General features: G+C 33.6%; 23 protein-coding genes. 15 read left to right on the plus strand and 8 right to left on the minus strand.

Features of this window, described 5'->3' with window-relative positions; genetic code table 11:
• The first annotated feature begins 9 nt into the window (after positions 1-9).
• Positions 10-411: a hypothetical protein gene (locus FNW38_RS01960; RefSeq protein ID WP_143386838.1), complete on the plus strand. Its 402-nt coding sequence runs from the start codon at positions 10-12 to the stop codon at positions 409-411.
• A gap of 211 nt (positions 412-622) precedes the next feature.
• Here the strand turns inward: FNW38_RS01960 and FNW38_RS01965 are convergent, their stop codons facing one another.
• The 5 genes from FNW38_RS01965 to FNW38_RS01985 form a co-directional block, all read right to left on the minus strand.
• Positions 623-2,995 (minus strand): sodium-translocating pyrophosphatase, encoded by a 2,373-nt coding sequence (locus tag FNW38_RS01965; protein WP_235890138.1) that lies wholly within the window; start codon positions 2,993-2,995, stop codon positions 623-625.
• 111 nt (positions 2,996-3,106) lie between these two features.
• Entirely contained in the window at positions 3,107-3,637 is a 531-nt protein-coding gene (locus tag FNW38_RS01970; protein WP_039110802.1) for an inorganic diphosphatase, read from the minus strand.
• A 106-nt stretch (positions 3,638-3,743) separates the two neighbouring features.
• Positions 3,744-4,346 (minus strand): DNA-3-methyladenine glycosylase family protein, encoded by a 603-nt coding sequence (locus FNW38_RS01975; protein WP_143386839.1) that lies wholly within the window; start codon positions 4,344-4,346, stop codon positions 3,744-3,746.
• A 179-nt stretch (positions 4,347-4,525) separates the two neighbouring features.
• Positions 4,526-7,012 (minus strand): DUF5686 and carboxypeptidase-like regulatory domain-containing protein, encoded by a 2,487-nt coding sequence (locus FNW38_RS01980; protein ID WP_143386840.1) that lies wholly within the window; start codon positions 7,010-7,012, stop codon positions 4,526-4,528.
• A gap of 135 nt (positions 7,013-7,147) precedes the next feature.
• Positions 7,148-8,128 carry a pyruvate dehydrogenase complex E1 component subunit beta gene (locus FNW38_RS01985; RefSeq protein WP_143386841.1) on the minus strand — a complete coding sequence of 327 codons (981 nt, stop codon included), beginning with the start codon at positions 8,126-8,128 and terminating at the stop codon, positions 7,148-7,150.
• 822 nt (positions 8,129-8,950) lie between these two features.
• Here FNW38_RS01985 and FNW38_RS01990 point away from each other — a divergent pair.
• The 6 genes from FNW38_RS01990 to FNW38_RS02015 all read left to right on the plus strand — a co-directional run bounded on the left by FNW38_RS01990 (position 8,951) and on the right by FNW38_RS02015 (position 14,828).
• The gene (locus tag FNW38_RS01990; protein ID WP_143386842.1) at positions 8,951-9,541 is read left to right on the plus strand and encodes a DNA-binding response regulator; all 591 of its coding nucleotides are present in this window, start codon (positions 8,951-8,953) and stop codon (positions 9,539-9,541) included.
• 10 nt (positions 9,542-9,551) lie between these two features.
• A complete protein-coding gene (locus FNW38_RS01995; RefSeq protein ID WP_143386843.1) occupies positions 9,552-10,853 on the plus strand; it encodes a sensor histidine kinase in 1,302 nt (433 codons plus the stop codon).
• A gap of 445 nt (positions 10,854-11,298) precedes the next feature.
• The gene (locus FNW38_RS02000) at positions 11,299-12,045 is read left to right on the plus strand and encodes an electron transfer flavoprotein subunit beta/FixA family protein (RefSeq protein WP_143386844.1); all 747 of its coding nucleotides are present in this window, start codon (positions 11,299-11,301) and stop codon (positions 12,043-12,045) included.
• 60 nt (positions 12,046-12,105) lie between these two features.
• Complete coding sequence (locus tag FNW38_RS02005; protein ID WP_143386845.1) at positions 12,106-13,074, plus strand: electron transfer flavoprotein subunit alpha/FixB family protein; 969 nt, start codon at positions 12,106-12,108, stop codon at positions 13,072-13,074.
• Between the two features lie 140 nt (positions 13,075-13,214).
• Entirely contained in the window at positions 13,215-13,844 is a 630-nt protein-coding gene (locus FNW38_RS02010; protein WP_143386846.1) for a bifunctional nuclease family protein, read from the plus strand.
• Positions 13,845-13,976: 132 nt separating this feature from the next.
• Entirely contained in the window at positions 13,977-14,828 is an 852-nt protein-coding gene (locus FNW38_RS02015) for a thymidylate synthase (protein WP_143386847.1), read from the plus strand.
• A 123-nt stretch (positions 14,829-14,951) separates the two neighbouring features.
• Here the strand turns inward: FNW38_RS02015 and FNW38_RS02020 are convergent, their stop codons facing one another.
• A complete protein-coding gene (locus FNW38_RS02020; protein WP_143386848.1) occupies positions 14,952-15,248 on the minus strand; it encodes an isoamylase early set domain-containing protein in 297 nt (98 codons plus the stop codon).
• A 236-nt stretch (positions 15,249-15,484) separates the two neighbouring features.
• Here FNW38_RS02020 and FNW38_RS02025 point away from each other — a divergent pair, with 236 nt between their 5' ends.
• The 4 genes from FNW38_RS02025 to porT all read left to right on the plus strand — a co-directional run bounded on the left by FNW38_RS02025 (position 15,485) and on the right by porT (position 18,357).
• The gene (locus FNW38_RS02025) at positions 15,485-15,817 is read left to right on the plus strand and encodes a 2TM domain-containing protein (protein WP_143386849.1); all 333 of its coding nucleotides are present in this window, start codon (positions 15,485-15,487) and stop codon (positions 15,815-15,817) included.
• Between the two features lie 19 nt (positions 15,818-15,836).
• Positions 15,837-16,319: a dihydrofolate reductase gene (locus FNW38_RS02030; RefSeq protein WP_143386850.1), complete on the plus strand. Its 483-nt coding sequence runs from the start codon at positions 15,837-15,839 to the stop codon at positions 16,317-16,319.
• A gap of 600 nt (positions 16,320-16,919) precedes the next feature.
• A complete protein-coding gene (gene ubiE / locus FNW38_RS02040) occupies positions 16,920-17,651 on the plus strand; it encodes a bifunctional demethylmenaquinone methyltransferase/2-methoxy-6-polyprenyl-1,4-benzoquinol methylase UbiE (RefSeq protein WP_143386852.1) in 732 nt (243 codons plus the stop codon).
• Position 17,652: 1 nt separating this feature from the next.
• Positions 17,653-18,357: a type IX secretion/gliding motility protein PorT/SprT gene (gene porT / locus FNW38_RS02045; protein WP_143386853.1), complete on the plus strand. Its 705-nt coding sequence runs from the start codon at positions 17,653-17,655 to the stop codon at positions 18,355-18,357.
• A gap of 24 nt (positions 18,358-18,381) precedes the next feature.
• On the opposite strand, the gene FNW38_RS02050 is transcribed toward porT, so the two are convergent.
• A complete protein-coding gene (locus tag FNW38_RS02050; protein ID WP_143386854.1) occupies positions 18,382-19,110 on the minus strand; it encodes a TrmH family RNA methyltransferase in 729 nt (242 codons plus the stop codon).
• Positions 19,111-19,147: 37 nt separating this feature from the next.
• On the opposite strand from FNW38_RS02050, the gene tamL reads away from it, so the two are divergent.
• The 3 genes from tamL (at position 19,148) to accD (ending at position 23,797) form a co-directional block, all read left to right on the plus strand.
• Positions 19,148-21,712 (plus strand): translocation and assembly module lipoprotein TamL, encoded by a 2,565-nt coding sequence (tamL, locus tag FNW38_RS02055; protein WP_143386855.1) that lies wholly within the window; start codon positions 19,148-19,150, stop codon positions 21,710-21,712.
• A 59-nt stretch (positions 21,713-21,771) separates the two neighbouring features.
• Complete coding sequence (gene fbaA, locus FNW38_RS02060; protein WP_143386856.1) at positions 21,772-22,839, plus strand: class II fructose-bisphosphate aldolase; 1,068 nt, start codon at positions 21,772-21,774, stop codon at positions 22,837-22,839.
• A 103-nt stretch (positions 22,840-22,942) separates the two neighbouring features.
• Positions 22,943-23,797: an acetyl-CoA carboxylase, carboxyltransferase subunit beta gene (gene accD / locus FNW38_RS02065; RefSeq protein ID WP_143386857.1), complete on the plus strand. Its 855-nt coding sequence runs from the start codon at positions 22,943-22,945 to the stop codon at positions 23,795-23,797.
• 152 nt (positions 23,798-23,949) lie between these two features.
• On the opposite strand, the gene FNW38_RS02070 is transcribed toward accD, so the two are convergent.
• Complete coding sequence (locus FNW38_RS02070) at positions 23,950-25,200, minus strand: ABC transporter permease (RefSeq protein WP_143386858.1); 1,251 nt, start codon at positions 25,198-25,200, stop codon at positions 23,950-23,952.
• Positions 25,201-25,364: 164 nt separating this feature from the next.
• On the opposite strand from FNW38_RS02070, the gene purH reads away from it, so the two are divergent.
• Complete coding sequence (gene purH / locus FNW38_RS02075) at positions 25,365-26,891, plus strand: bifunctional phosphoribosylaminoimidazolecarboxamide formyltransferase/IMP cyclohydrolase (protein ID WP_143386859.1); 1,527 nt, start codon at positions 25,365-25,367, stop codon at positions 26,889-26,891.
• Positions 26,892-26,925: the final 34 nt, after the last annotated feature.

Below are 26,925 nucleotides of genomic sequence, written 5' to 3' on the forward strand. Positions count from 1 at the left end.
CTAAAAATCATGAGACTCAAAAATTTAAAAAGCAAAACTGTTTGTTTTTTACTAGTTATTGCGCTTATTCTGCAAAGCTGTAGCGTTTATAAAAAAACGCCTGTAACTTTAGACGAGGCTGTAACTGCGGATAGAAAAGTTTTAGTTGTTAAAGTTGACAATACAAAACTCAAATTTATCAGGATTGAACAAATTGACGGTATATATTACGGCCGCATAAAAACTAGAGGTGGAATTGAAAAAATACCTTTAACCGAAAGTGATTTAAAAACAATACGTGTTCTGGACAAAACAGCAACAACAATGGGAAATGTTGCGATTGTCGTTGGTTCTATAGGGACTGTTCTCTTAGTTGTTGCAGCTATAGAACTTTCTGATTTGGGTGATAATTGGGGTAATTGGGGCTATTGAATATTTTGGAAACACATTCGTAACACACATTAAATGAGGCGTTTACCAAAAACAAATGCATTATGAGTATTAAAAATAAAATGCCCTGCAATTGCAGGGCATTTACTATTTTAGCAACAAAATCTATTATTTCAAAGCATCGATTTTTGCCTGAACTTCTGCATCAGTTCCTTCAAAATTCTGAATATCTACTTTACCATTTACCGTTGTTTTAATCGTAGCTTTTTTTTCCATCAACATTAGTTTTTTCAATGGAGACTTCTTTAGAAACTGCACTAGTTGCTGTCGCAGCAGCATTCATATACTCACAGGTTTTGTTTGCACATCCTTTTGCGATACACTCTTCTTTAGACATTGAGGCACACATTTCAGTATTGGCACAACAAGAGGCGCTATCCGAAATCGTATGATTTCCGCTGCCTAAAATTGGCGCAATTACAAGACCAATTAAACAAGTTAATTTAATCAAAATGTTCATTGATGGCCCAGAAGTATCTTTGAATGGATCTCCGACAGTATCTCCAGTTACGGCAGCTTTGTGAGCATCAGAACCTTTATAGGTCATTTCTCCATTAATCATAACTCCTGCTTCAAAAGATTTCTTAGCATTATCCCAAGCACCCCCCGCATTGTTTTGAAAAACTGCCCAAAGCACACCAGATACAGTAACTCCTGCCATATATCCTCCTAACATTTCAGCGATTAACTGGTTGTTGTCTCCATAAACTAATTTACCAAGTAAAACAATTGCTATTGGAAAACCGATAGTCAAAATTCCTGGCAACATCATTTCGCGTAAAGCTGCTTTTGTAGAAATATCAACACATTTAGCATACTCGGGTTTTCCGGTTCCTTCCATAATTCCTGGAATTTCTCTAAACTGACGACGTACTTCGTACACCATATCCATAGCTGCTTTTCCAACAGAATTCATTGCTAAAGCAGAGAAAACTACGGGTATCATTCCACCTACAAATAACATCGCTAAAACGGGCGCTTTGAAAATATTAATTCCGTCTATTCCTGTAAAAGTTACATATGCCGCAAATAATGCTAATGAAGTTAATGCAGCCGAAGCAATTGCAAAACCTTTTCCGGTTGCAGCAGTGGTATTTCCAACAGAATCTAAAATATCCGTTCTTGTACGAACTTCTTTTGGCAACTCACTCATTTCAGCAATTCCACCTGCGTTATCCGATATTGGTCCAAAAGCATCGATTGCTAATTGCATAGCCGTTGTTGCCATCATGGCTGAAGCCGCTAAAGCCACACCATAAAATCCTGCAAAAGCATAAGAAGTCCAAATAGCAGCAGCAAATAATAAAACCGTTGGAAATGTAGAAATCATTCCAGTCGCTAATCCTGCAATTACATTTGTTCCTGCTCCAGTACTTGATTTTTGCACAATCGCCATTACTGGTTTTGTTCCTAATCCGGTATAATATTCTGTAACAGATGAAATAACGGCACCTACCACTAATCCTACGATGGTGGCATAGAAAACTCTCATAGACGAAACTTCTTTTGTCCCTTCTCCGAAGAAATTCATTTTCATGGTTTCTGGCAACATGTATTGTACCAAAAAGAAACACGCCACGGCTGTCAATAAGATGGAAACCCAATTTCCTATATTTAACGCATTTTGAACCTGTGCCTCTTTGGCATTATCATCTGTAATTTTTACCAACATTGTTCCAATGATAGAAAATAAAATTCCGAAACCGGCTATTGCCATTGGTAATAAGATTGGTCCAATTCCGCCAAAAGCATCTTGAATATTCCCACCCATATCTTTGATAACATAATTACCAAGAACCATAGCCGCCAAAACTGTTGCTACATAAGACCCAAATAAATCGGCACCCATTCCGGCAACGTCACCCACATTATCTCCTACATTATCCGCGATTGTAGCAGGATTACGAGGATCGTCTTCTGGAATTCCAGCTTCTACTTTACCCACTAAATCTGCCCCAACATCAGCAGCTTTTGTATAAATCCCGCCACCAACACGTGCGAACAAAGCGATAGACTCCGCTCCAAGAGAAAAACCGGCTAATGTTTCAAGCACAATGGTCATATCTTCTGTTGAAGTCCAAGTTCCATTCATGAAAAAGTGGAAAAAGAAAATAAAGAATGTTGTTAAACCTAAAACTGCTAAACCCGCAACTCCTAATCCCATTACTGTTCCACCGCCAAAGGAAACTTTTAATGCTTGCGGTAAACTGGTACGCGCGGCTTGCGTTGTTCTAACATTTGTTTTTGTTGCTATTTTCATTCCCATATTTCCAGCCAAAGCGGAGAAAAATGCTCCAAAAATAAAAGCAACTACTATTAATATATGTGTTGTAGGAACCACAAATGAAACTCCGGCTAAAACAATACTTGCTCCCACTACGAAGAAAGCTAATAACCTATATTCTGCTTTAAGAAAAGCTAATGCACCTTCGTAAATATAATCTGAAATGGCTGCCATCTTACCATCTCCGGCATCTTGTTTTAATACCCAAGCTCTTTTAACCCACATGAACAGAAGCCCTACAATTGCCATAACTATTGGCAAGTAAATCATTATTGTATTCATAAATTTCTTTTGGTTTTTGGTTAGTATTATTAATGTAACAAAACGAATTTAAACAAAAAAGCAATACTCCTAACGGAATATTGCTTTTTTTGTAAAAATTATAGGTAAAAATTATTTAATACTAAATAATCCCTCTGGTTTGTTCTCAATTTGATTAAAACGTTCGGTACATTCTTTGATAATGGCAAACGCTTCATTTACATCTCCCCAACCTTCTACATCAACTTGCTTGTTTTCAAGATCTTTGTAAACTTGGAAGAAATGTTCAATCTCTTTTAGTAAGTGTGGATTAATATCAGATAAGTTTTCTAATGAATTCCAAATTGGATCTGAAACTGGTACACAGATAACTTTTTCATCTGGTCCTTTATCGTCTGCCATGTGGAAAACACCGATAGGTTTTACTTCCATTACACATCCAGGAAAAGTTGGTTCGTTTACCAAAACTAAAACATCTAATGGATCTCCATCTAATGCTAATGTTTCAGGAATGAATCCGTAGTCAGCTGGATACATCATAGACGAGAATAACATTCTGTCAAAACGCATTCTTTTTATTTCGAAATCATATTCGTATTTATTTCTACTTCCTCTTGGTATTTCGATTAAGACATCGAAAGTTGTTAATTTGTCTGCAGTCATTTTAGTTTTTCGTTTCTATATTTATGGTTGCAAAAATAAGTAAAGAATCCCTTTCAACAATGAAAAATTTAGGTTATCTGTGGATTAAATTTTAATAAACAGCACTTTAGTAAACCACCGTTCTATTTCTTTTATTCAAATAATGATGCCACAAAAGATAGGTGGCCACGGAACGATACGGACTCCATTTTATAGTATGGACTTCCATTTCTTCTTTATTGTGAATATCCAACAACTCTTTTATGGTATTTACTACGGCAATATCACCCAGCGGTAACAAATCTGGTGCTTGAAGACAAAACATTAAATAGATATCGATGGTCCAGTTCCCTATTCCTTTAATCTTGATGAGTTCTTCTCGTACTTGCTGAGCCGTTTTGGTTGGCAAACTTTCCAAATCAATATCCTTATTTAGTATTGCAGTTGACAACGCTTTGATATAAGACGTTTTTTGACGGCTTACGCCAAGATTCCTAAATTCTTCATCTGATAAATTAAGAAGTGCATTAGGTTCAACGTTTTTTTCTTTGGATTTTAACTTTAAAAAAGTTGCTTTCGCGGAATCTATAGATACTTGTTGCTCTAAAATCAATAAAACTAAAGTCTCAAATCCTTGAGGCCTTATAGGAATGGTTGGCATTCCATATTGTTCAATGATCACTTTGAAAATGGTCTCTTTTTCTAAAAGATATTCAATGGCTTGTTGCATAATCTGATGTTTTTAGCCCATCCCGAAATTTCGAGAGAAAACGGCATCCTTTTTATCTCGTTTTTTTTAAACGAGATAAAAAGATATAGTGAACAGCTGGACACGAGCGAAGCGAACTGACGAAGTAAATAGCTCCTGATTCCTCCTGTCGTCGGAATGACAATTTAGTTGATCGCTTATTAAAAATTAAACCCAAACGACCCTTTTACCGAAAAACGATTCGTATCTGGCGTATTGAGATAACTGCCTCGCCAAGCGAAATCGATGCGGAATACTTTGAAAATATTCCCAATTCCGGCACTGTATTCCCAATACCCTTTTTCGGGTGCGTTGTAGACCAAACCAGAAGCATTTATAGCTCTGTTTTCATCTGAAATACTGCCATAAACGCCTTTTACCGATACGATTTCTCTCCAATTGAGTTTTCGCATGAATGGAATTCTGGAAAAAAGTCGGCCATTGAAATTGTGGTTCCACTGCAAAGTAGCATATTGATCCGACACAAATTCATAAAAATTAAGGTTGCTAAAGGTGTTCTCAAGAGTAAAAAAAGTTTGATTTCCCGGAATAACACTCATCAATCCCAAAGGAACGGTTCCAAAAGTTTTCCCCACTTCCATAATTATATTCGTGCGTCCCAATGGTCCAATAATTACCGGTTGTTTATAATACAATTGTATTTTATCGTATTTGAAATCACTATTCAATAATCCTTTAAAACCATGACTGTAATTGACAAAAAAGCGGCTGTACGGACTGTCAACATTCTCTCTTTCTACTGCAAATCCAATGGTTTTTCTCTTTGGTGTGTATTCAACCTGAAAGTTAACTTCCGATTGTTTAACTTCACTTTTTGTCACAGCATTCGCTATATCCGTGTAATAATCCAGACTAAATGTTGGGGAAGCGGACTCCAGTATACGATACGAAATTCCAGTTTGAAATATTAAATTTTTAACCGGCTCTATTTCTACCGCAATATTACTCAAATTGATGTTGGTCAATTTCCCATTACTTCCTGATGAAAACACAGAAGACGAAGCGAAACTTCTACCCAAAATATCGTAGGTGGTAGTCAAGCTGGCACCAATTTGTTCAATATCACGCCTGTTGCCTCCAGACAAAATGATTCTTTTTTTCTTATCGACCATCCATTTACCTGAAAATCCATATTTGAATTTTTCATCCTTAAAACCATAAGCAGTGTAGCCTTGCAAACGCCAAGTGTCGTTCGTTCCAAAATACGTTCTTCCACCCGCTCGCAATCGAGCACCCTCGACTTCATTGTATCCAAATGTGGAAAAAATGGGACCATAATCAAAATTTCCAAATTGCAAAAACCCGCTAGCCAGAACTTGAACGGTACTATATATTTGCTTGAATTTCCTAACCGTTTGCAGTGTATCCAGCATTTTATAAACACCCAATTCGTCCTTGGTTAAGTTCTCGAATCGATTCTCGTTCCAATACTCATCCGATTTATTGTAGACATCCGTATCCATATAATTGACCTCATCTTTATAAAAAGCGACTGATTTTTCTTTATTGAACTGATGATTTCTATAGAAAGTGGTTCGCTTTCCGTAAACACCTTTTGATTTTTCTTTTTTGTTTAAAGCAAAGTCGGACATTAAATAATCTCGGGTTAATAGGAAAACAGAATCGCTGACCACTTCAAATTCCTGCTCTAAATAAATATCTTTTACCCAGTTGATATTGGCGCTTTTGGTAACTGCCATGTTAATTTTCTTGATGGCAAATGTGGAATCATTCACCCAAAAATCACCTTTGAAAGTCAATTCGTTCTTGCGTCGTGGATAAAACACAATGTTATAACACCATTTTTTATCAATGTAAGCACTATCTTTCAATACATAATTATAAACATCAACACCCGTTTTAGATAACGGGCTCGTAAAACTTTTGTCAAAAAAAGTTAAGTAATTATTGTAGATATCGTAATTGGAATATAAATCTTTTACAAACGTCAAAATCTGTTGGTTTCCATTAAAACCAGAAGTCTTATTGGCTTTTATTTTCTCTTTTACTTTCTTTAATTTATTATCTCCATAAACATCATTAAGTGATTCGTTTACAAAAATGGGTAAATACGTTTTACCCGTAATTTTTGAAGTATCCATTTGATTGAATATAAACTCCATCCCTTTGAAAAGCTTGCTTTTCATGAAAGTGCTATCAATAGAATTCATGTCAAATTCTATTTTCTCATACTTTTCCATCTGGTACTGATCAAATAAGTACAATCCGTTTTTACGTTTTCTTTCCCAAATTTTCCTCAGAATTTCAAGTGCAGGATTATTCTTCTTTGATGTTTTACCAGCAAAAACAACTACTTCGCTTAAGCTTTCGGCTTCGTTCAACTGAATTTTGAAATTATAATTCACCTGTTTATCTAAGGTAATTTCTTTTTCGGAAAACCCTACTGAGGATATTATCAAGGTAGTATAGGTTTTTGCGGATTCAAGGTAAAACCGACCATCTTCATTGGTGACAATACCTTCACTCGAATTCTTGAAAACCACATTAGCAAAGGGAATAGGCTGATTTGATTTGTCTACCACAACACCACTCACTTTTGTTTGTGCAAAAACAGCATTCACAGAAACAAATAAAAAAAACAAGAGATATAAGAGATTCTTTTTCATAGTCATTCAAAAAAAAACTCCATCAAATAAATAATTGATGAAGTTTCAAATATAGGTATTTAGAAATCTAGATTATTCTAAATTAAAAATGTTGACTGTTAAATTTTATCTAAAAATCAAATCCTTAAAAAAAATCTATTTTTTGTACATTACTTTTTTAACTGCTTTTACAACATCACCCGCATTTGGCAACCACTCTTTAAGCAATACCGGAGAGTAAGGCGCAGGAGTATCAGCTGTTGTAATACGTTGGATAGGCGCGTCAAGAAAATCAAAAGCACGTTCTTGAACTAAATAAGTAATCTCTGAAGAAACACTTGCAAATGGCCAAGCCTCTTCAAGAATTACCAATCTGTTTGTTTTTCTTACCGAAGTCAATATCGTTTCAAAATCCAAAGGACGAACCGTTCTTAAATCGATAATCTCACATGAAACTCCTTCTTTAGCTAGTTCATCAGCAGCAACATAGGCTTCTTTGATGATTTTTCCAAAAGATACGATAGTTACATCTGTTCCTTCACGTTTGATATCAGCAACTCCAATCGGAATAGTATACTCACCATCTGGAACTTCACCTTTATCGCCATACATTTGCTCTGACTCCATGAAAATCACAGGATCATTATCACGAATAGCTGATTTCAACAATCCTTTAGCATCGTAAACATTAGATGGAACTACTACTTTAAGACCTGGAGTATTAGCAAACCAGTTTTCAAGTGCTTGTGAGTGAGTCGCCCCTAATTGTCCTGCCGAAGCGGTTGGTCCACGAAAAACGATAGGCACATTGAATTGTCCCCCAGTCATTTGACGCATTTTGGCAGCGTTATTTATAATTTGGTCAATCCCCACTAAACAGAAATTGAAAGTCATGTATTCAACAATTGGTCTACATCCATTCATTGCTGAACCTACTGCAATACCTGTAAAACCAAGTTCCGCAATTGGAGTGTCAATTACTCTTTTTTCGCCAAATTCAGCAAGCATTCCTTTAGATGCTTTGTATGCACCATTGTATTCTGCAACTTCTTCACCCATTAAGTATATGGACTCATCGCGACGCATTTCTTCGCTCATCGCTTCACAAATAGCCTCTCTAAATTGTATAGTTCTCATAGTTGTATGTTGTATGTGTGTAATTTTCGAAAAGCAAAAATAAATATTTTAAACCACTTAAAAGCATAAATCACTTTAAAATAATCAGGAGCTATCTTTGGCTAGAGGCTTTATCTTCCTGTAATTAAAGGAACCACAGCCAGGACACCACTGCTATCGCAGCTACGAAATCGATATAGTGTCAAGAATTTACACATCTCAGCTAGCTTCTCCTCTCATTATCCCTCTTAAACCAGAATTCGAAAGCAACAATTTGGTTTCTTTTTGTTGGATATTTTTCACTGATTCAGCCCAATAAATACACAATTCACCTCTTTTCAAAAATTCATCTTCTTTTATTAAGAAAACACAAAAGCATAAAGCATCGCCATATAATGCGAAAAAATACCTATAAATAGGTAGTATAAAAACTTATAAAAAAATTAGATTTGTTAATTAGAAGTCATTTTGATAGCGGTTAACTTACTTTAAGCAGTACTCTTTTCCATTAGTATGAAGCTCCAATTAATTGAAAACAAAATTATTCTTGAAGAAATTTTGATATTTAAAGAAAAAATTACAAAACTATCAGAGCCCCATTACTATAATGTGAAATATTAATACTTTCGACTATGGAGCAGCCTCTACTGCATATGAAAGTAAAAAAGCCTCTGCGAGGACACCGCAACCTCTTGTGAATGCAAAATTGGAAATGGTAAAAGCAGTATGTTTAGGTATAAATTATTTAGATAAAATTCACGTAAAATAAATCTTTATAAATAAATTTGAATTCAAAAGACCTGTAACGTAATGATTTATTGACAAAACAGCAAAACGATCAACATGAAAAACGCTCTTACCATTCTTGTCCTTGAAGATGAAATGATTGTCGCCGAGAATATTGCCGCCATTATAGAAAACATTGGAGATTTTTCAGTGCAGATAACAAACAACTTAGAGGAGGCCATCCAAATTGTTTCAGAGAAAAACGTCAGCCTTATTGTTAGTGATATAAACCTGACAGACAATCTCAATGGTATTGAAATAGTGAAATGTCTGCAACAAAAATATTGGATTCCTGTCATATATCTAACCGCATATTCCAACGAAGATTATATAGACTCCGCTTTGGAGACAGAGCCGATCTCCTATTTAATTAAACCATTCACCACAAGACAATTAGAAGTTGCTGTCAATATAGCGATGAAAGTTATTGACGTCAGATCTACTTCGCCAAATTATATAAAACCCTCCGACAGAGAAATAGAAATATTGACACTGCTGTCAACAGGATTAAATAGTAAAGCTATTGCTAATTCATTGTATCTTAGCGAACATACAATTAAAACGCACAGAAAGAATTTAATGAGGAAATACAATATGAAATCTTCCTCAGAATTAATTGCACTGGCATCAAAACTAAAATGGGTATAAATTTGCGATTATGAGATTAGAAAATGGTAAAGCCTTCATGAAAAAAATAGGCGGCGATGAAAGTTTAGAACTGGAACAGCGCATATTCAATATATCTTCATTTTCCATTTCGGTATTTGCACTAGTAGGCACCATAGCCAACTATTTTATTGGGCTCAACTTTACAGTTGTAGCCTTAAGTTTTGTAGGATTTATAATCACATTCACGCTTTTTTACCTTTCCCGTTTTAAAAACAGATACTCCACTCAGCTAATTGCTTATTACCTAATTTCAACTGGCCTAATTCTAGGCAGCATGTTTTTCTTTAATGCTGGTGTAAATGGAACCGTAACCTACCTCATCTTAATGTTCCTTAATGTCTTTGTACTTATTGTTTCCGAAAAAAAACAAAATCTTATCTACCTGTTTTTTTACATACTACTAATTTCATTAATCGGATTAAATTATGCTTTTCCCCACTTAATAACTAAATACAACAGTAACGAAGAAGCTTTTGCCGATCACGCCATTACAATGCTGTACGCTATGTTTTTCACAACATATATCATAGCAACATTCAGAAAAAAAATGTCAGAAGATCGTAAAGTAATCATTTCAAAAAGTAATGAATTAGAAACTTTGTATGAAGAAATCTCCATTCAAAAAACAGCATTGCACAATACCGCCGAAGAATTAAAAATTGCACTCGAAAAAACAAACGAACGAAATAAATACATTGAAACCTTAATTAAGGAGTTGAGCCATCGTGTAAAAAACAACCTTCAGTTAGTCATTAGTTTATTGGACATTCAATCCATGAATATTTCGGACTCTAAATCAAAAGAGGCTATAAATGAAGCTAAAAACAGGCTTTTATCAATGTTATTGGCCCATCAAAAATTATACAACATCGAAAATGCAGTGTCTATATATATTCCGGACTACATCAATCAACTAACCGAAATGATACAATCTACCTACAGAGAATCCTATGACGAATGCTTTGAAATTAATTGCATCCCTATTCGACATGAAGTAGAAAAAATAATTCCTTTAGGTTTGATAATCAACGAAATAATCACCAATTCATTTAAACATGCATTTAAAGAAACAGAAAATCCTTTGATAAAAATAACTATAAACCAAATTAATCAAAACAATATTTTAACCATTTCTGATAATGGATCAGGATTCGAAAAGAAAGAAAATTACAACGGAATGGGACTATCTATTGTAAAGGCACTTACAAAACAACTTCACGGTAACTTTGAAATTAAAAAAACAATAGAATCAAAATCCGGAACCACTTCAATTCTGGAATGGCCTATATAAATTACAATCTATCCATTATATAGTCTATAATAAAAAATATTTTAAGTCACTTAAAAGCACAAATAGTTCCAAAATAATCAGGAGCTATTTCCGGCTATACGCTATATCTTCCTATGGTTAAAGGAACCACAGGAAGGATACCGCTGCTATCCGGGCTACGAAATCGATGTAGCATTAAAGATTTGTACATCTTAAGCAACTTCTCACCTCAATCTGCACATTAAATGAGAAGTCGAAAGCAACAATTTGGTTTCTTTTTGTTGGATTTTTTTCATTAATTCATTCAAATTAATAACCAATCAATCTCTTATCAAAAAAATATCCGCTTTTATTACAAAATTGCGAAATCGTAATAGTATTTGAAAATATTATGCGTGCATAGTAAATTATTCAAATTATTATTCTAATTTTGTGAAACAAATTTTGAATAATAAAATCAATACTTATGAAAATATTAGTTTGCATCAGTCACGTTCCTGATACTACTTCAAAGATTAACTTCGTCAATGGTGATTCTGAATTTGACACTAACGGCGTACAATACGTAATCAATCCAAATGATGAATTTGGTTTAACACGTGCCATTTGGTTTCAAGAACAACAAGGTGCAACCGTTACTGTTGTAAATGTCGGAGGACCAGAAACAGAACCTACTTTAAGAAAAGCATTAGCAATAGGCGCAAACGAAGCCATTCGTGTTAACGCCACTCCTACTGACGGATTTTTTGTTGCTAAACAACTTGCAGAAGTAATTAAAAACGGCGCATACGATGTTATCATCGCAGGAAAAGAATCTCTTGATTATAATGGAGGAATGGTTCCTGGAATGATTGCAGGTATTTTAGGTTATAACTTCCTAAATTCTTGCACAAGCCTTACTGTTGATGGAGCTAATGTAAAAGCAGTTCGTGAGATTGATGGTGGAAAAGAAACAGTAAGCACTACTTTGCCTTTAATCATTGGTGGACAAAAGGGACTGGTTGAAGAAAAAGACTTGCGTATTCCTAACATGAGAGGAATTATGACTGCAAGAACTAAAGTATTGACCATACTGGAACCAGTTGAAGCTCCAGTAAACACTAAAGCAGTGAAATTTGAGAAACCAGCTCCAAAATCAGCGGTGAAATTAATTTCTCCTGACAATTTAGATGAATTAATCAATTTATTACACAACGAAGCGAAAGTAATATAATTACGGATTTTTGAAATCTTTAAATTTTTCAATTATTTAATCTTTAAATCTAAAATCATTATGTCAATATTAATATATGCAGAATACGCAGAAGGAAAATTTAAGAAAGTAGCTTTCGAATTAGCTTCTTATGCAAAAAAAGTAGCCGAATCTTTAGGGACAACTGTTACAGCTGTAACCGTAAACGCTGGAGATGTTTCGGAATTATCAAAATACGGAGTAGACAAAGTATTAAAAGTAAACAATGATAAATTATCAGGATTTACTGCAAAAGCATATGCTGATGTAATCAAGCAAGCTGCACAAAAAGAAAGTGTTAAATTAATTTTGCTTTCATCCACTACGGACAGCATTTACCTTTCGTCTCTTGTAGCTGTGGCGTTAGAAGCTGGATTTGCTTCAAATGTTGTGGGATTACCGGTAAGTACATCTCCTTTTCAAGTTAAAAGAAATGCTTTTTCAAATAAAGCTTTCAATATTACTGAAATTAATACCGATGTAAAAGTACTTGGTCTTGCTAAAAACTCCTATGGTGTTTTCGAAAATACTTCCACTTTAACTGAAGAAGATTTCAATCCAACAATTGGAGACAACGATTTTGGAGTACAAGTAGAATCAGTGGAAAAAGGTTCCGGAAAAGTTTCTATTGCCGATGCCGATATTGTGGTTTCTGCAGGACGTGGATTAAAAGGTCCTGAAAACTGGGGAATGGTAGAAGAATTAGCTTCGGTACTTGGTGCTGCAACTGCTTGTTCTAAACCTGTTTCTGATTTAGGCTGGAGACCTCACGGAGAACACGTAGGACAAACCGGAAAACCTGTTGCTACAAACCTCTATATTGCTATAGGAATTTCGGGAGCAATTCAACACATTGCAGGAATCAACTCTTCTAAAGTAAAAGTGGTTATCAATAGCGATCCGGAAGCACCATTCTTCAAAGTAGCTGACTATGGAATTGTGGGTGATGCTTTTGAAATTGTTCCAAAATTAATTGAGAAATTTAAAGCTTTTAAAGCACAACAGTCATAATTCAATAAATCTCTTCAAATTGCTGCCTAAAAAATAAGATATTTGTATCTTTGCTTTTGGGCAGCATTTTTTTTGAATAAAAAATCGCACCTAATTTTTATTAAAAAATAAGTACATCGTACTTTCCCATTTTAACAACTATGAGCTTAGTTAAATTATCCATAAAGGGGATTTCATACAGTCAAACCCAAAACGGAGCGTATGCTTTGATTTTGAATGAAGTTGACGGTGAACGAAAATTACCTATTGTCATAGGTGCTTTTGAAGCCCAATCTATTGCTATTGCTTTAGAAAAAGAAATCAAACCGCCTCGACCTTTGACACATGATTTATTCAAAAATTTTGCTGAGCGTTTTGATATTATTGTAAAACAAGTCATTATTCATAAACTGGTAGATGGTGTTTTTTATTCAAGTATCATTTGCGAAAGAGATAAAATTGAAGAAATAATAGACGCCAGAACATCCGATGCTATTGCTTTAGCATTGCGATTCAATGCCCCGATTTACACTTATAAAAACATCCTGGACAAAGCTGGAATCTATTTGAAAGCAAATCCCTTGGAAGCCAACAAAGATTCACAAGAAATAGATGATGTGCTGTCTAATCCTGATACTTTTGGTCGCGAAGAAGAAACCAATCAATCCGGACATACTTATTCCAAACACAGTTTACAGGAATTGAACGAGTTACTAGATCAAGCTGTAGAACATGAAGATTACGAAAAAGCAGCTAAGATTAGAGACGAAATTTCAAAAAGAGAATCATAAATTGGTTTTAGGCTCTAGGTTTTAGGTGTTGTCCAGAGCGATTACAATCAAAAATAAATTAAGTGCACTTAACCATAGAACAAGAATTTTAACAGTCCCAAAACCTAATACCCCACACCTAATACCTTAAGAATGAAGCAATATTTAGATTTAGTGCAACACGTTATGGAAAACGGTTGTCAAAAAGGAGATCGAACCGGAACGGGAACTAAAAGTGTGTTTGGTTATCAAATGCGTTTTGATTTGAATGAAGGTTTCCCAATGGTTACCACTAAAAAATTACATCTAAAATCTATTATTTATGAATTGCTTTGGTTCCTGAAAGGCGACACAAATATTAAGTACCTTCAAGAAAATGGAGTGAAAATTTGGGATGCTTGGGCAGATGCCAATGGAGATTTAGGCCCTGTTTACGGACATCAATGGCGCAACTGGAATAGCGAAGAAATAGACCAAATTACAGAACTTATCACAGAACTAAAAACCAACCCAAATAGCCGTAGAATGCTTGTTTCGGCTTGGAATCCTTCTGTACTTCCAGACACGAAAAAATCATTCGAAGAAAATGTAGCTAACAATAAAGCGGCTTTACCTCCTTGTCATGCATTTTTTCAGTTTTATGTCACCTCACCCGACCTCTCCAAAGGAGAGGAGAAAGGAAAATTATCTTGTCAATTATACCAACGAAGCGCCGATATTTTCTTGGGCGTTCCCTTTAACATCGCTTCTTATGCATTGCTGACCATGATGATTGCGCAAGTATGCGAATTAGAAGCAGGCGAATTCATTCACACTTTTGGTGATGCACATATTTACAACAATCATTTTAAGCAACTGGAATTACAATTGTCACGTGAGCCAAAACCATTACCAAAGATGATTTTGAATCCTGAAATAAAAAATATTTTCGATTTTGATTTTGAAGATTTCACACTTGAAGGTTATGAACCACACGCCCTTATAAAAGGAAGCGTTGCGGTGTAAAACATCATAAATTTCATGATTTATTGTTTTAGTTAAAAACTAAAATCAACAAAAGCTTAAAACTCAAATTCCCGATAAAAGAAAATAAAAAATCCGCTTCTCAGCGGATTTTTTTACATTTGATTAGATAGATAAAACACTATTTTCAGCACCGGCGAAATCATTCCATACAAATGAATCCGCTTCTGGCTCATTAACGAACTCTCCATCTATTACATATTTAAACTCATAAGACGCATCTTTGTTTAAGTCGTAAGTTGCTTTGAAAGTTCCATTTTTCAATTTACTTAAAGCACCTTCGGCTAAATTCCAATTATTGAAATCACCAACCACTGATGCCGATGTAGCTTGCTTTGCTTCTACTGAAAATGTAACTTTACAAACCGGTTTTGTTTTTACAAATTGTTTCTTAATTGACATAACTATTTCATTTTTAGAATTATGAGACAAAGAAAATAAATTCAAATGAACTTTCAACAAAGCACATGAAGTTTTAGTAGAATGACATAAACAATGTTAATTTTTAAATAAATCCTTAATTATATGAGTTTTAATTTTTATATCCTAAATAAGAAAACGTTTTCTTACTAAATAATCACCAATCAAAATAGTGCCTTTACAAAATAAAATTTATCTTTATAAACAAAATTTAACCTATGGAAAAAGAACAACATGAACAATATGAATATGCTAGAAGAAGAATAAAGCAAAAAAAAAGACTTTATTTCCATTTTGTTTTGTTTCTTTTAGGAAGTCTATTTTTATTTATATCCAATAATTTTTTCGGAATCGGTATAAATTCAGATTGGTATATTTGGGGAATTACAATATGGTTTTTCATATTCATATTACATTTTATAAAAGTTTACATTACAGATCGTTTTATGAATAAAAACTGGGAAAGAGAACAAATAGATCGACTTGTTGCGCTTCAGCAAAAAAAAATCACTCAATTAGAAACAAAGATTAACGAAGAATCCTCTATATAAAATAAAAATTAAGAGAACTATGATAGTAATGATTGCGGCTGTTGCCGAAAATAATGCGCTTGGAAAAAACAATGAATTAGTATGGCATCTTCCAAATGATTTTAAAAGATTTAAAACACTTACTTCCGGACATTATATCATAATGGGACGGAAAACTTTTGAAAGCTTCCCAAAACCATTACCCAATCGAACTCATATTGTGATATCTCGACAGGAAGAATACCAACCTGAAGGTTGTATCATTGTAGACAGCATAGAAAAAGCATTAGATATTTGTCCTAGAAATGAAACCACCTATATTATTGGAGGCGGAGAAATTTACAATCTGGGACTTCCTTTTACTGACAAGATTGAAATCACAAGAGTTCATAATAGTTTTGAAGCAGATGCTTTTTTTCCTGAAATCGATCTTGAAGAATGGGAAATTATAGAATCTGTGTTTAACACGAAAGACGAAAAACACCTTTACGATTATACGTATCAAACTTTTTCCAGAAAATAAAAAAAACATCCCAAAATGGGATGTTTTTTTCAACAATGATAAGGGAAATGACCTATTCTTGAAACAGTATTTGATAACTCAAAATAAAAATCACAAATACTAGTAACACTCCAGATATGAAGATAATAGCATTTGATGATTTTTGGGAGTACATTTCAAAAAAGCCTTTAATACCAAATACCACGAAGGTACTAAAGACAAAGAAAATCAAAATTTCCAAAAACAAATTTAATCCTAAGAACGTGTGTTGCGCTTTAAATACAGTACTATTTTGTAAAATAGCACTTTCAAAACTGCTCACAAGAACAAATGATATTGTTAACGCAAGAAACAACCATTTGATTTGGGTCATTGAATCCCTATTAATCATTGATAAATATTTTAAAATATTATAGTGTAAAATTGAACAATAAAAACATTTGTTGCAATACCCACTTTTAGTGATATTTAAGGTTTGTTGTAATTATTTCATAATTACTCTTCGAAGAACAAAAACTAACTATTTTACTATTTTTTCTGATTAAAAGAAAGTCTGCACCTAATTCCAAAACTGATTTTTAGTTTGTACAGTTTGTATTATATTTGTGGAAATTAAAAAAAATGTCAAAAAACATAACACCCTATAAAAATTCAACTTTAGGCAAAAAAGAACAAGTTGCGAAAATGTTTGACACCATATCTGGAAATTATGACAATCTTAATCGTGTCATTTCTTTTGGCATTGACATCAAATGGCGCAAGAAAGTTCTCAAAATTGTTGCCAAATCCAATCCAAAAATAATTCTGGATATTGCAACCGGAACTGGTGACTTGGCTATTTTGATGGCACAAACTAATGCTGAAAAAATTATTGGATTAGACATTTCTGCAGGTATGCTTGAAGTTGGCAAGAAAAAAATTGCCGCCAAGAACATGACTGATACCATTGAAATGCTTTTAGGCGACTCTGAAAACATGCCCTTTGATGATAATTATTTTGATGCCATAACAGTTGCTTTTGGTGTTAGAAATTTTGAAACTCTCGAAAAAGGCTTAGTAGAAATTTTAAGAGTTTTAAAACCAAACGGTGTGTTTGTAATTTTAGAAACCTCAGTTCCGGATAAAACTCCTTATAAACAAGGATATACTTTTTACAGTAAAAACATACTTCCACTTATAGGAAAATTATTTTCTAAAGACAATGTAGCTTATGGTTATTTATCTGAATCTTCCGCAGCATTTCCATACGGTGAAGCATTGAACAATATTTTGAGAAAAATTGGGTTTATAGATGTTGTAGCAATGCCACAAACATTTGGCGTGGCTACCATTTATTCTGCTTCTAAAAAATAAGATGAAAAAAATAGTTGTTTTAGTTTTATTAACTTTCACTCTGAATGGATTTGCACAGTTTACTAAAAACATGTTTAGTAAGGATCCAATCATTAACCTTGAAAATTTTCAGAATAAAAGACTTTATTTTGGATATTTTTTGGGATTCAATTCTTATGATTTTAAAATTGACTATAAAACCGTCGGACCTGATATCCAAGTAAAAAAAACAACGGGTTTTAATGTGGGAATTGTTGGTGATTTAAAACTTCATGAATATATCAGTTTACGATTTGAACCGGGGTTGTATTATACTAAAAGAGATTTAAACTTTCCTGGTTTTACAACAAAAGCCGATGCTCTGAGAGAAGTAAACAGCACTTACATTCATTTTCCCTTATTATTAAAGTTTTTGTCTCTTCGAACTGGAAATATTCGTCCGTATATTGTAGGAGGGCTTTCGACGACTTTAAATTTATCGAGCAATTCAAAATCAGTAGACGATAATTCAGAACAACGTTTTAGGGTAAAACCCTGGACTACAAATTACGAAATGGGTTTGGGAATCGATTTCTTTTCTCCATATTTTATATTTTCCCCTTCCATAAGAGGTGTCTTTGGTCTTAAAGATGAACTAATTAGAGACAACGATCCAAACAGTCCCTGGACAGGCGACATAGAATCAATAAAATCCAGAGCTGTTTTTATCAATTTTACTTTTCATTAAAACAATTACTATTCTTAATTTTTTTTAAGAATTTCTTCTAAATTCACTAAGAATAATAGCAGTTGCGGTTGCCACATTCAAGCTTTCCGTCTTTTGAATTTCTCCGAAACGAGGGATTGTCAGTCTGTTTTGAACCAGTTTTTCAATTTCTGCAGAAATTCCATTGGCTTCATTCCCCATGATGATGATTCCCTCCTGAGACAAACTGGTTTTATAAATATTCACGCCATCCATAAAAGTGCCAAAAACAGGTAATTTGGTTTTAGAAATAAAAGCATTCAAATCTGTGTAACTCACATTTACCCGCGCAATTGAACCCATTGTAGCCTGGACTACTTTTGGATTATAAATATCAACTGTTTCCTTAGAACACACTAACTGATGAATTCCAAACCAGTCACACAATCGCAAAATCGTTCCTAAATTTCCCGGATCGCGAATGCTATCAAGAGCGAGAATCAATCCAGATTCAATCATTTTTTTCTCAACTGGCACCTTAAAAACTGCCAAGCAGGAATTTGGCGATGAAAGAGCACTTATTTTTTTTAAATCATTATCGTCAATAACCGTTTTTTTTGCACTTAAAACTTCCTCAAAATCGTTTTGAGTCGTGTACAAATGTTCCAATTCAAAATTTGACTGCAATAATTCCTGAATTACTTTTACGCCTTCGGCAAAAAATAATTTATTAGTGAACCTATATTTTTTTTGCTGTAAACTCGTTATAAGTTTTATTTGGTTTTTACTAACCATAAAATAATGTACTTTTGAATTAAATATTTTATAACACTTGAAAAAGATTTCCACAAAAATAACAGCATTTATTCTAATTGCAACATTAATCTGTGCATGTAACGCTGTAAAAAGAGTTCCAGAGGGCAAACACCTACTTACTAAAAATGAAGTTTTAGTAAATAACAAAGCCACAAAAGAAGAAATTATTTTCAATCAATTATATCAAAATCCAAACAGCACCTTATTATTGGGCTTTCGTTTGCGATTGAATTTGTATAATTTGGCTAATCTGAATCCTGACTCCACTTATCAGGCTAAGTTTACAAATAATCCTGAAAAATACAAAAGACAATCAAAATGGCTATCTGCAAAACAAGTTGACCGACTTGGAAAATCTTTTTTGTATCATGGAATTCATGATTTTCTAAAAAAAACTGGTGAAGCACCTGTAATTATTGACAAATCAAAAATTGACAAATCGATATTACGATTGAAATATTATTATTTTAATATTGGTTTTTTTAATGTTAAAGCGAACTACACCATAGACACATTAAAAACCAAAAGAGCCAAAATTAAATATGCAATAACTACGCTTGAACCCTATACTTTAGACACACTAAAAACAACTATTTTGACTCCTGTACTTGATTCGTTGTACGAAGTAACCAAATCTAAAACTTTAATTAAATCCGGAGATCAATATAAAACAGCCAATTTTGAGGATGAAAAAAACCGAATCACCACTCACTTCAGAAACAATGGCGCGTATAATTTCCAACCTAATTACATCACTTTTGATTTAGATACCATTAATAAAGTAAATAAAGCAGATGTAAATTTAATCATCAATAATTATTCTTATCAACAACAAGACTCAAGTAAAACAGAACCTTTCAAGTTATATAAAATAAGCGATGTAAACATTTATACCGATTATTTACCTAATGGTGGCAATCAAAAAATTACGGATAGTATTTCCTACAACAATTTTAATTTGTATGGTCGCAAAAAAATAAAATACAAACCTCGTGCCATAACGAATGCCATTTTTATTACGAAAGGAACTTTGTTTGCGGATTATAAAACGGTGCTGACAACCCGATATTTGAATAATCTGAAGATTTTCAATTATCCAACCATACAATACGAAGTCGACAAAAGAGATACAACCGCTCACTCATTGATTGCAAAAGTATATTTAACCCCAAGAAAAAAATATAGTTTTGGCACTACTCTGGATGTTACACATTCAAACATACAAGATATTGGTATTGGACTGAGTGCTTCAGAAACCATCAGAAACGTATTTAACGGCGCCGAAACATTAGAAATTGCTGCTCGTGGAAATATAGGATCATCAAAAGATTTAGCAAATCCAAATAATAACTTTTTTAATGTTTCAGAATACGGACTGGATTTAAAACTTAGCTTCCCAAGAATTTTTATACCTTTTGCAACTGAAAAAATCATTCCTAAGAGTATGATTCCTTCCACTCTTATTACTATGGGTTTTGCCAAGCAAAGAAATATTGGTCTGGATAAAGAAAATTTTACCGGAGCATTATCTTATAATTGGACGCCAAAAAGAAACAATACCGCTCGTTTTGACCTTTTCAATGCGCAATTTGTGCGCAATCTAAATCCACAAAATTATTTCAATGTTTATCGGTCTTCTTACAACGCTTTGAATGAATTAGCCCAAAAGCCTAGTTATGGAGTCAATCCAACATATTTTAACGACAATAATGATTTAATTATTGAAAACGGAACTAATAGCTTTATCAATGGCGTTTTAGGCTCAAACCCAAGTATCTTTCCAAACGCTAGCGATTTCGCATCAATAAAAAGTATAGAAGAACGAAGAATTAGACTTTCCGAGAATGATTTTATTCTGGCTACAAGTTATAGTTTTACTAAAACTACCAAAATAGATTTGCTAGACAATAATTTTTACCTCTTCCGAACAAAAATTGAATCTGCCGGGACTTTATTATCATTAGTTTCGAAAACAGCAAGTTTACCTAAAAATTCAGATAACAATTACGAAATATTCAATTTAGAATATTCAGAATATATAAAAACGGAGTTCGACTATATCAAACACTGGGATCTGACAAAAGAGAAAGTTTTTGCTGTCAGAACCTTCTTTGGAATAGCCATTCCTTTTGGCAATTCGGACAACGTTCCGTTTTCGAGAAGTTATTTTTCTGGTGGTTCCAATGATAACAGAGCGTGGCAACCTTATAGTTTAGGTCCTGGAAGCAGCGGTGCTTCAAATGATTTTAATGAAGCTAATATGAAAATTGCTCTTAGCGGAGAATTTAGATTTAAAGTATTAGGCAGTCTAAAAGGAGCACTTTTTGTAGATGCCGGAAATATATGGAATGTACTTGATAATGTGGAAGATGAAAAGGCAACATTTAAAAATCTAAACGATTTAAAAGACATTGCAATAGGCTCTGGATTTGGGTTGCGATACGATTTAAGTTTTTTTGTAATCCGGTTTGATTTAGGGTTTAAAACCTACAATCCGGCCAATGAAACAAGCAAACGATGGTTTAATGAATACAATTTTGGACACTCTGTTTTAAATTTTGGAATAAATTATCCGTTCTAATGCTAATTAATTCTTATTTTTGCAAACTAAAAACTAAAAAATAACTAAAAAGAATTACAATGGCACACAACATAAAACCAGGCGTAGCTACGGGAGATCAGGTTCAGGAAATTTTTAATTATGCAAAAGAAAAAGGATTTGCACTTCCTGCAGTAAATGTTACGGGATCAAATACCATCAATGGTGTTCTCGAAACTGCAGCAAAATTAAATGCGCCAGTTATCATCCAATTTTCTAATGGAGGAGCACAATTTAATGCGGGTAAAGGACTTTCAAATGCAGGTGAAAAAGCGGCTATCGCTGGTGGAATTGCAGGAGCATTACACATTCACACTTTGGCGGAAGCTTACGGAGCAACTGTAATTTTACATACTGACCATTGTGCAAAAAAATTATTGCCTTGGATTGATGGACTATTAGATGCTTCAGAAAAACATTTTGCTGAAACAGGAAAACCATTGTTCTCTTCTCACATGATTGATTTATCTGAAGAGCCTATCGAAGAAAACATCGAAATTTGCAAAGGTTATTTAGAAAGAATGAGCAAAATGGGAATGACATTGGAAATTGAACTTGGAATCACAGGTGGTGAAGAAGATGGTGTTGACAACTCTGATGTTGATAGCTCAAAACTATATACTCAACCTGAAGAAGTAGCTTACGCTTACGAAGAACTTTCAAAAGTAAGCCCTAGATTTACAATTGCAGCAGCTTTTGGTAACGTTCACGGTGTATACAAACCAGGAAATGTAAAATTGACTCCAAAAATCTTAAAAAATTCTCAAGATTTTGTACAAAACAAATTCAATACAGGATCTAATCCGGTAGATTTTGTTTTCCATGGTGGTTCAGGTTCTACATTGGAAGAAATCAGAGAAGGTATCAGCTACGGTGTAATAAAAATGAATATTGATACTGATTTGCAATTTGCATTTACTGAAGGTATTCGTGATTACATGGTTAAAAATATTGATTATTTGAAAACTCAAATTGGAAACCCAGAAGGTGCTGATGCTCCTAACAAAAAATATTACGATCCAAGAAAATGGTTACGTGAAAGTGAAGTTACTTTCAATACAAGACTTGAGCAAGCATTTGCTGACTTGAACAACGTGAATACACTATAATAAAATTAAGTTTAAAGTTTTCAAATCCCGATGTAACTATCTGGATTTGAGATCTAAACCAGAAACTACAGGAACGGATTACTGAACACTGAATACTAGAAAAATGGCTTGGTTTAAAAGAAAAGAAAAAGGGATTACTACTGCTACCGAAGACAAAATGGACATCCCAAAAGGGCTTTGGTACAAATCTCCAACTGGAAAAATTATTGATGCCGATGAACTAGCTCGTAACTTATTTGTAAGTCCCGAAGATGGTTTTCATGTTAGAATTGGAAGTGCAGAATATTTTCAAATTTTATTTGATAACAATGAATTTGTTGAATTAGATAAGAATATGACTTCTAAAGATCCTTTGCATTTTGTTGACACAAAAAAATATGCAGACCGATTAAAAGATGTTATGGAAAAAACCAAACTTAAGGACGCAGTGCGTACCGGAGTTGGAAAATCCAAAGGAAAAGATGTAGTGATTTGCTGTATGGATTTCGCCTTTATTGGTGGTTCTATGGGAGCTGTAGTGGGAGAGAAAATCGCAAGAGGAATCGATCACGCTATTCAAAACAAATTACCATTTGTAATGATTTCTAAATCAGGTGGAGCAAGAATGATGGAAGCAGCTTATTCTTTGATGCAATTAGCTAAAACATCTGTAAAACTAGCTCAACTAGCCGAAGCAAAATTGCCTTATATTTCGTTATGCACTGATCCAACAACCGGTGGAACAACTGCTTCCTATGCGATGCTGGGTGATATTAACATTTCTGAACCAGGTGCATTGATTGGATTTGCAGGGCCAAGAGTAGTAAAAGACACGACCGGTAAAGATTTACCAGAAGGTTTTCAAACTGCTGAATTTGTTCTTGAACATGGTTTCTTAGACTTTATAACACCAAGAAAAGAATTGAAGGACAAGATTAACTTGTACATCGATTTGATTCAAAACAACAATATTAGATAAATGAAAATCCCGATTGCTCGGGATTTTTTATGTACTTTAAATTCTTATCTTTTTTTAAGATTTAAACAAATAAAAGGGCTTTCAAATGATTTTGAAAGCCCTTTTTATATAAGATTTAGATTCTTATTTTGAAAATTGTCGGCAAATTAAAATTACATCCCCCTTCTAATTGCCTCCACAGGATCTAGTTTTGAAGCAGCTATAGCCGGCAAAATTCCGGAAATTAACCCAATTAAGGCCGCTAATCCAGTTCCTAAAAGAATATTTCCCATACCCAAAACAAATTCAAAATCTAATACTTTTGTTAAAACGACTGAAATTATCCAAACTAACAAAAGTCCAATTATTCCCCCAATTACAGATAATATAATTGCTTCAAATAAAAACTGAAACAATATAAATTTATTTTTGGCACCCAATGATTTCTGAATTCCTATTAAATTTGTGCGCTCTTTTACTGAAACAAACATAATATTGGCAATACCAAATCCTCCTACAAGTAGAGAAAACCCACTGATAATCCAACCTACAACATTCATTTGTCCTAAAATACCATCAATAAAATCTGTAAAACCTGAAAATACATTTATAAAAAAATTGTCGATTTCTCCTGCTTTCAAACCTCTATAACTTCTCAATTTTTGAGATATTTCGCTTTTATAAGCTTCCATATCAATGCCGCTCTCTGGCTTAAAAACGATTACGTTTGTCAATGAAGTATTATTATCACCATATAGTTGACGAACAAAATTTACCGGAATAAAAGCGGAAGTATCATCACTATCCCCAAACAATCCCGCTCCTTGTTTCTTCAAAACACCAATTACAGTGAACCGCTTACCGTATAAACGAACATTTTTTCCCAATGGTTCAGATGCATCAAATAATGATTTTGCAATTTCATTTCCTAAAACAACAACCGTAGATCCAGAATTGGCTTCAGACTCATTATAAAACCTTCCTTTATCAAATTCCAGGCCTTGAATATCTATAAACTCATGGGAAACCGGAACAATATTAACATCGCTTACCGTTTTTGAATCATATTTAATAGATTCCCTTCGAGTAAATATTTGATATCCCATTTGGGCAGTATTAGTCATTACCCCTTTCATATAGGCGTACTCATCATACTTTACATTTGGGAACTGTTCTCTTTTCCATTGCGGAATATCCGAAGGCCCAAAAGAAAATTTCATTAAATAAATAGTGTTTTTATCAAGACTACTTAAATCTTTGGTAATTTTTCTATCTAAAGAATCTACGGCTGCAAGCACCGCTATTATTGAAAATATACCAATAGTTACACCTAATAAAGAAAGCAAAGTCCTTAATTTATTGTTCCGTAAAGCATTCATTGCGAAACCAAAACTCTCTTTTAATAATCGAAGATAGACTAACATAAAATCTTTTTTGCGTTAAGGTAAAATTCTAAATATATTTTTCATAAACCTAATAAAACCCCACCTATCAATTGGTATATTTTTTTAAGATAATGTTACACAAATTCATTGAATTTTATAATCAAAAAAAAACTATTTTTGCACTTTATAATTATAACTACACAATGAACACAACAAAAACAATTCAATCTGCATTAATTTCGGTATTTTCAAAAGAAGGTCTTGAACCAATTGTAAGAAAATTACATGAGCAAAATGTTACACTTTATTCTACTGGAGGAACCGAGGATTTTATTAAAAACTTAGGAATCCCTGTTGTTCCTGTTGAAGATGTAACTTCTTATCCTTCAATTCTTGGTGGTAGAGTTAAAACATTACATCCAAAAGTTTTTGGAGGAATCTTAAACCGTCAGGACAATGATAGCGATGTGCAACAAATGCAAGAGTTCAATATCCCGCAAATTGATTTAGTGATTGTTGATTTGTACCCGTTCGAAAAAACTGTTGCTTCAGGAGCAAGTGAATCAGATATTATTGAAAAGATAGATATTGGTGGAATTTCTTTGATTCGTGCTGCCGCGAAAAACTTTAAAGACACCGTGATAGTGGCTTCTGTTGATGAATACAGTTTACTTTTAGATTTGATTACTGATCAAAATGGAGCTACTACTCTTTCAGACAGAAAATTATTGGCTACAAAAGCATTTCATGTTTCATCACATTACGATACGGCAATTTTCAATTATTTCAATACCGATGAAACAATTTACAAACAAAGTATCGCTAACGGTCAAGTCTTGAGATACGGTGAAAACCCGCATCAAAAAGGATTTTTCTTTGGTGATTTTGATGCAATGTTCAAAAAAGTTCACGGAAAAGAATTATCGTACAACAATTTATTAGATGTAGATGCTGCTGTAAATTTAATTAATGAATTTAAAAATGACGGCCCTACTTTTGCCATATTAAAACACAATAATGCTTGTGGTCTTGCTACAAGAAAAAACATTAGCGAAGCATATTTAGCTGCATTAGCTTGCGATCCAACTTCGGCTTTTGGAGGTGTTTTGATTTCCAATACAAAAATTGATGTAGCAACTGCCACAGAAATAAACAAATTATTTTGCGAAGTGGTCATTGCACCAGAATATGATACAGAAGCTACCGCCATTTTACAAGAGAAAAAAAATAGAATTATATTAGTTCAAAATGAAGTAGCTTTACCACAAAAGCAAGTACGTACTTGCTTGAACGGAATTTTAGTTCAAGAAAGAAACAACATCACAGACAATAAAGAGGACTTAAGAACCGTTACAATAACAGCTCCTACAGAACAAGAAGTCCAAGATTTATTATTTGCTTCTAAAATTTGCAAAAACACAAAATCAAATACGATTGTTTTTGCAAAAAATGGTACACTTATTGCTTCAGGTACAGGACAAACATCAAGAGTTGATGCCTTATTACAAGCCATAGAAAAAGCAACTAATTTTCATTTTGACTTACATGGAGCCGTGATGGCAAGTGATGCTTTTTTTCCTTTCCCAGATTGTGTGGCTATTGCAAAAGAAGCAGGAATAACAGCTGTAATTCAGCCTGGAGGATCAATAAAAGACGAATTAAGCATCAATTATTGTAATGAAAATAAAGTTGCAATGGTATTTACAGGAACGCGCCATTTTAAACATTAATTTGTTTAACTTTGCGGGTCTCAAATTTATAACT

It is taken from the genome of Flavobacterium gawalongense, assembly GCF_007097265.1.
Taxonomy (GTDB): domain Bacteria; phylum Bacteroidota; class Bacteroidia; order Flavobacteriales; family Flavobacteriaceae; genus Flavobacterium; species Flavobacterium gawalongense.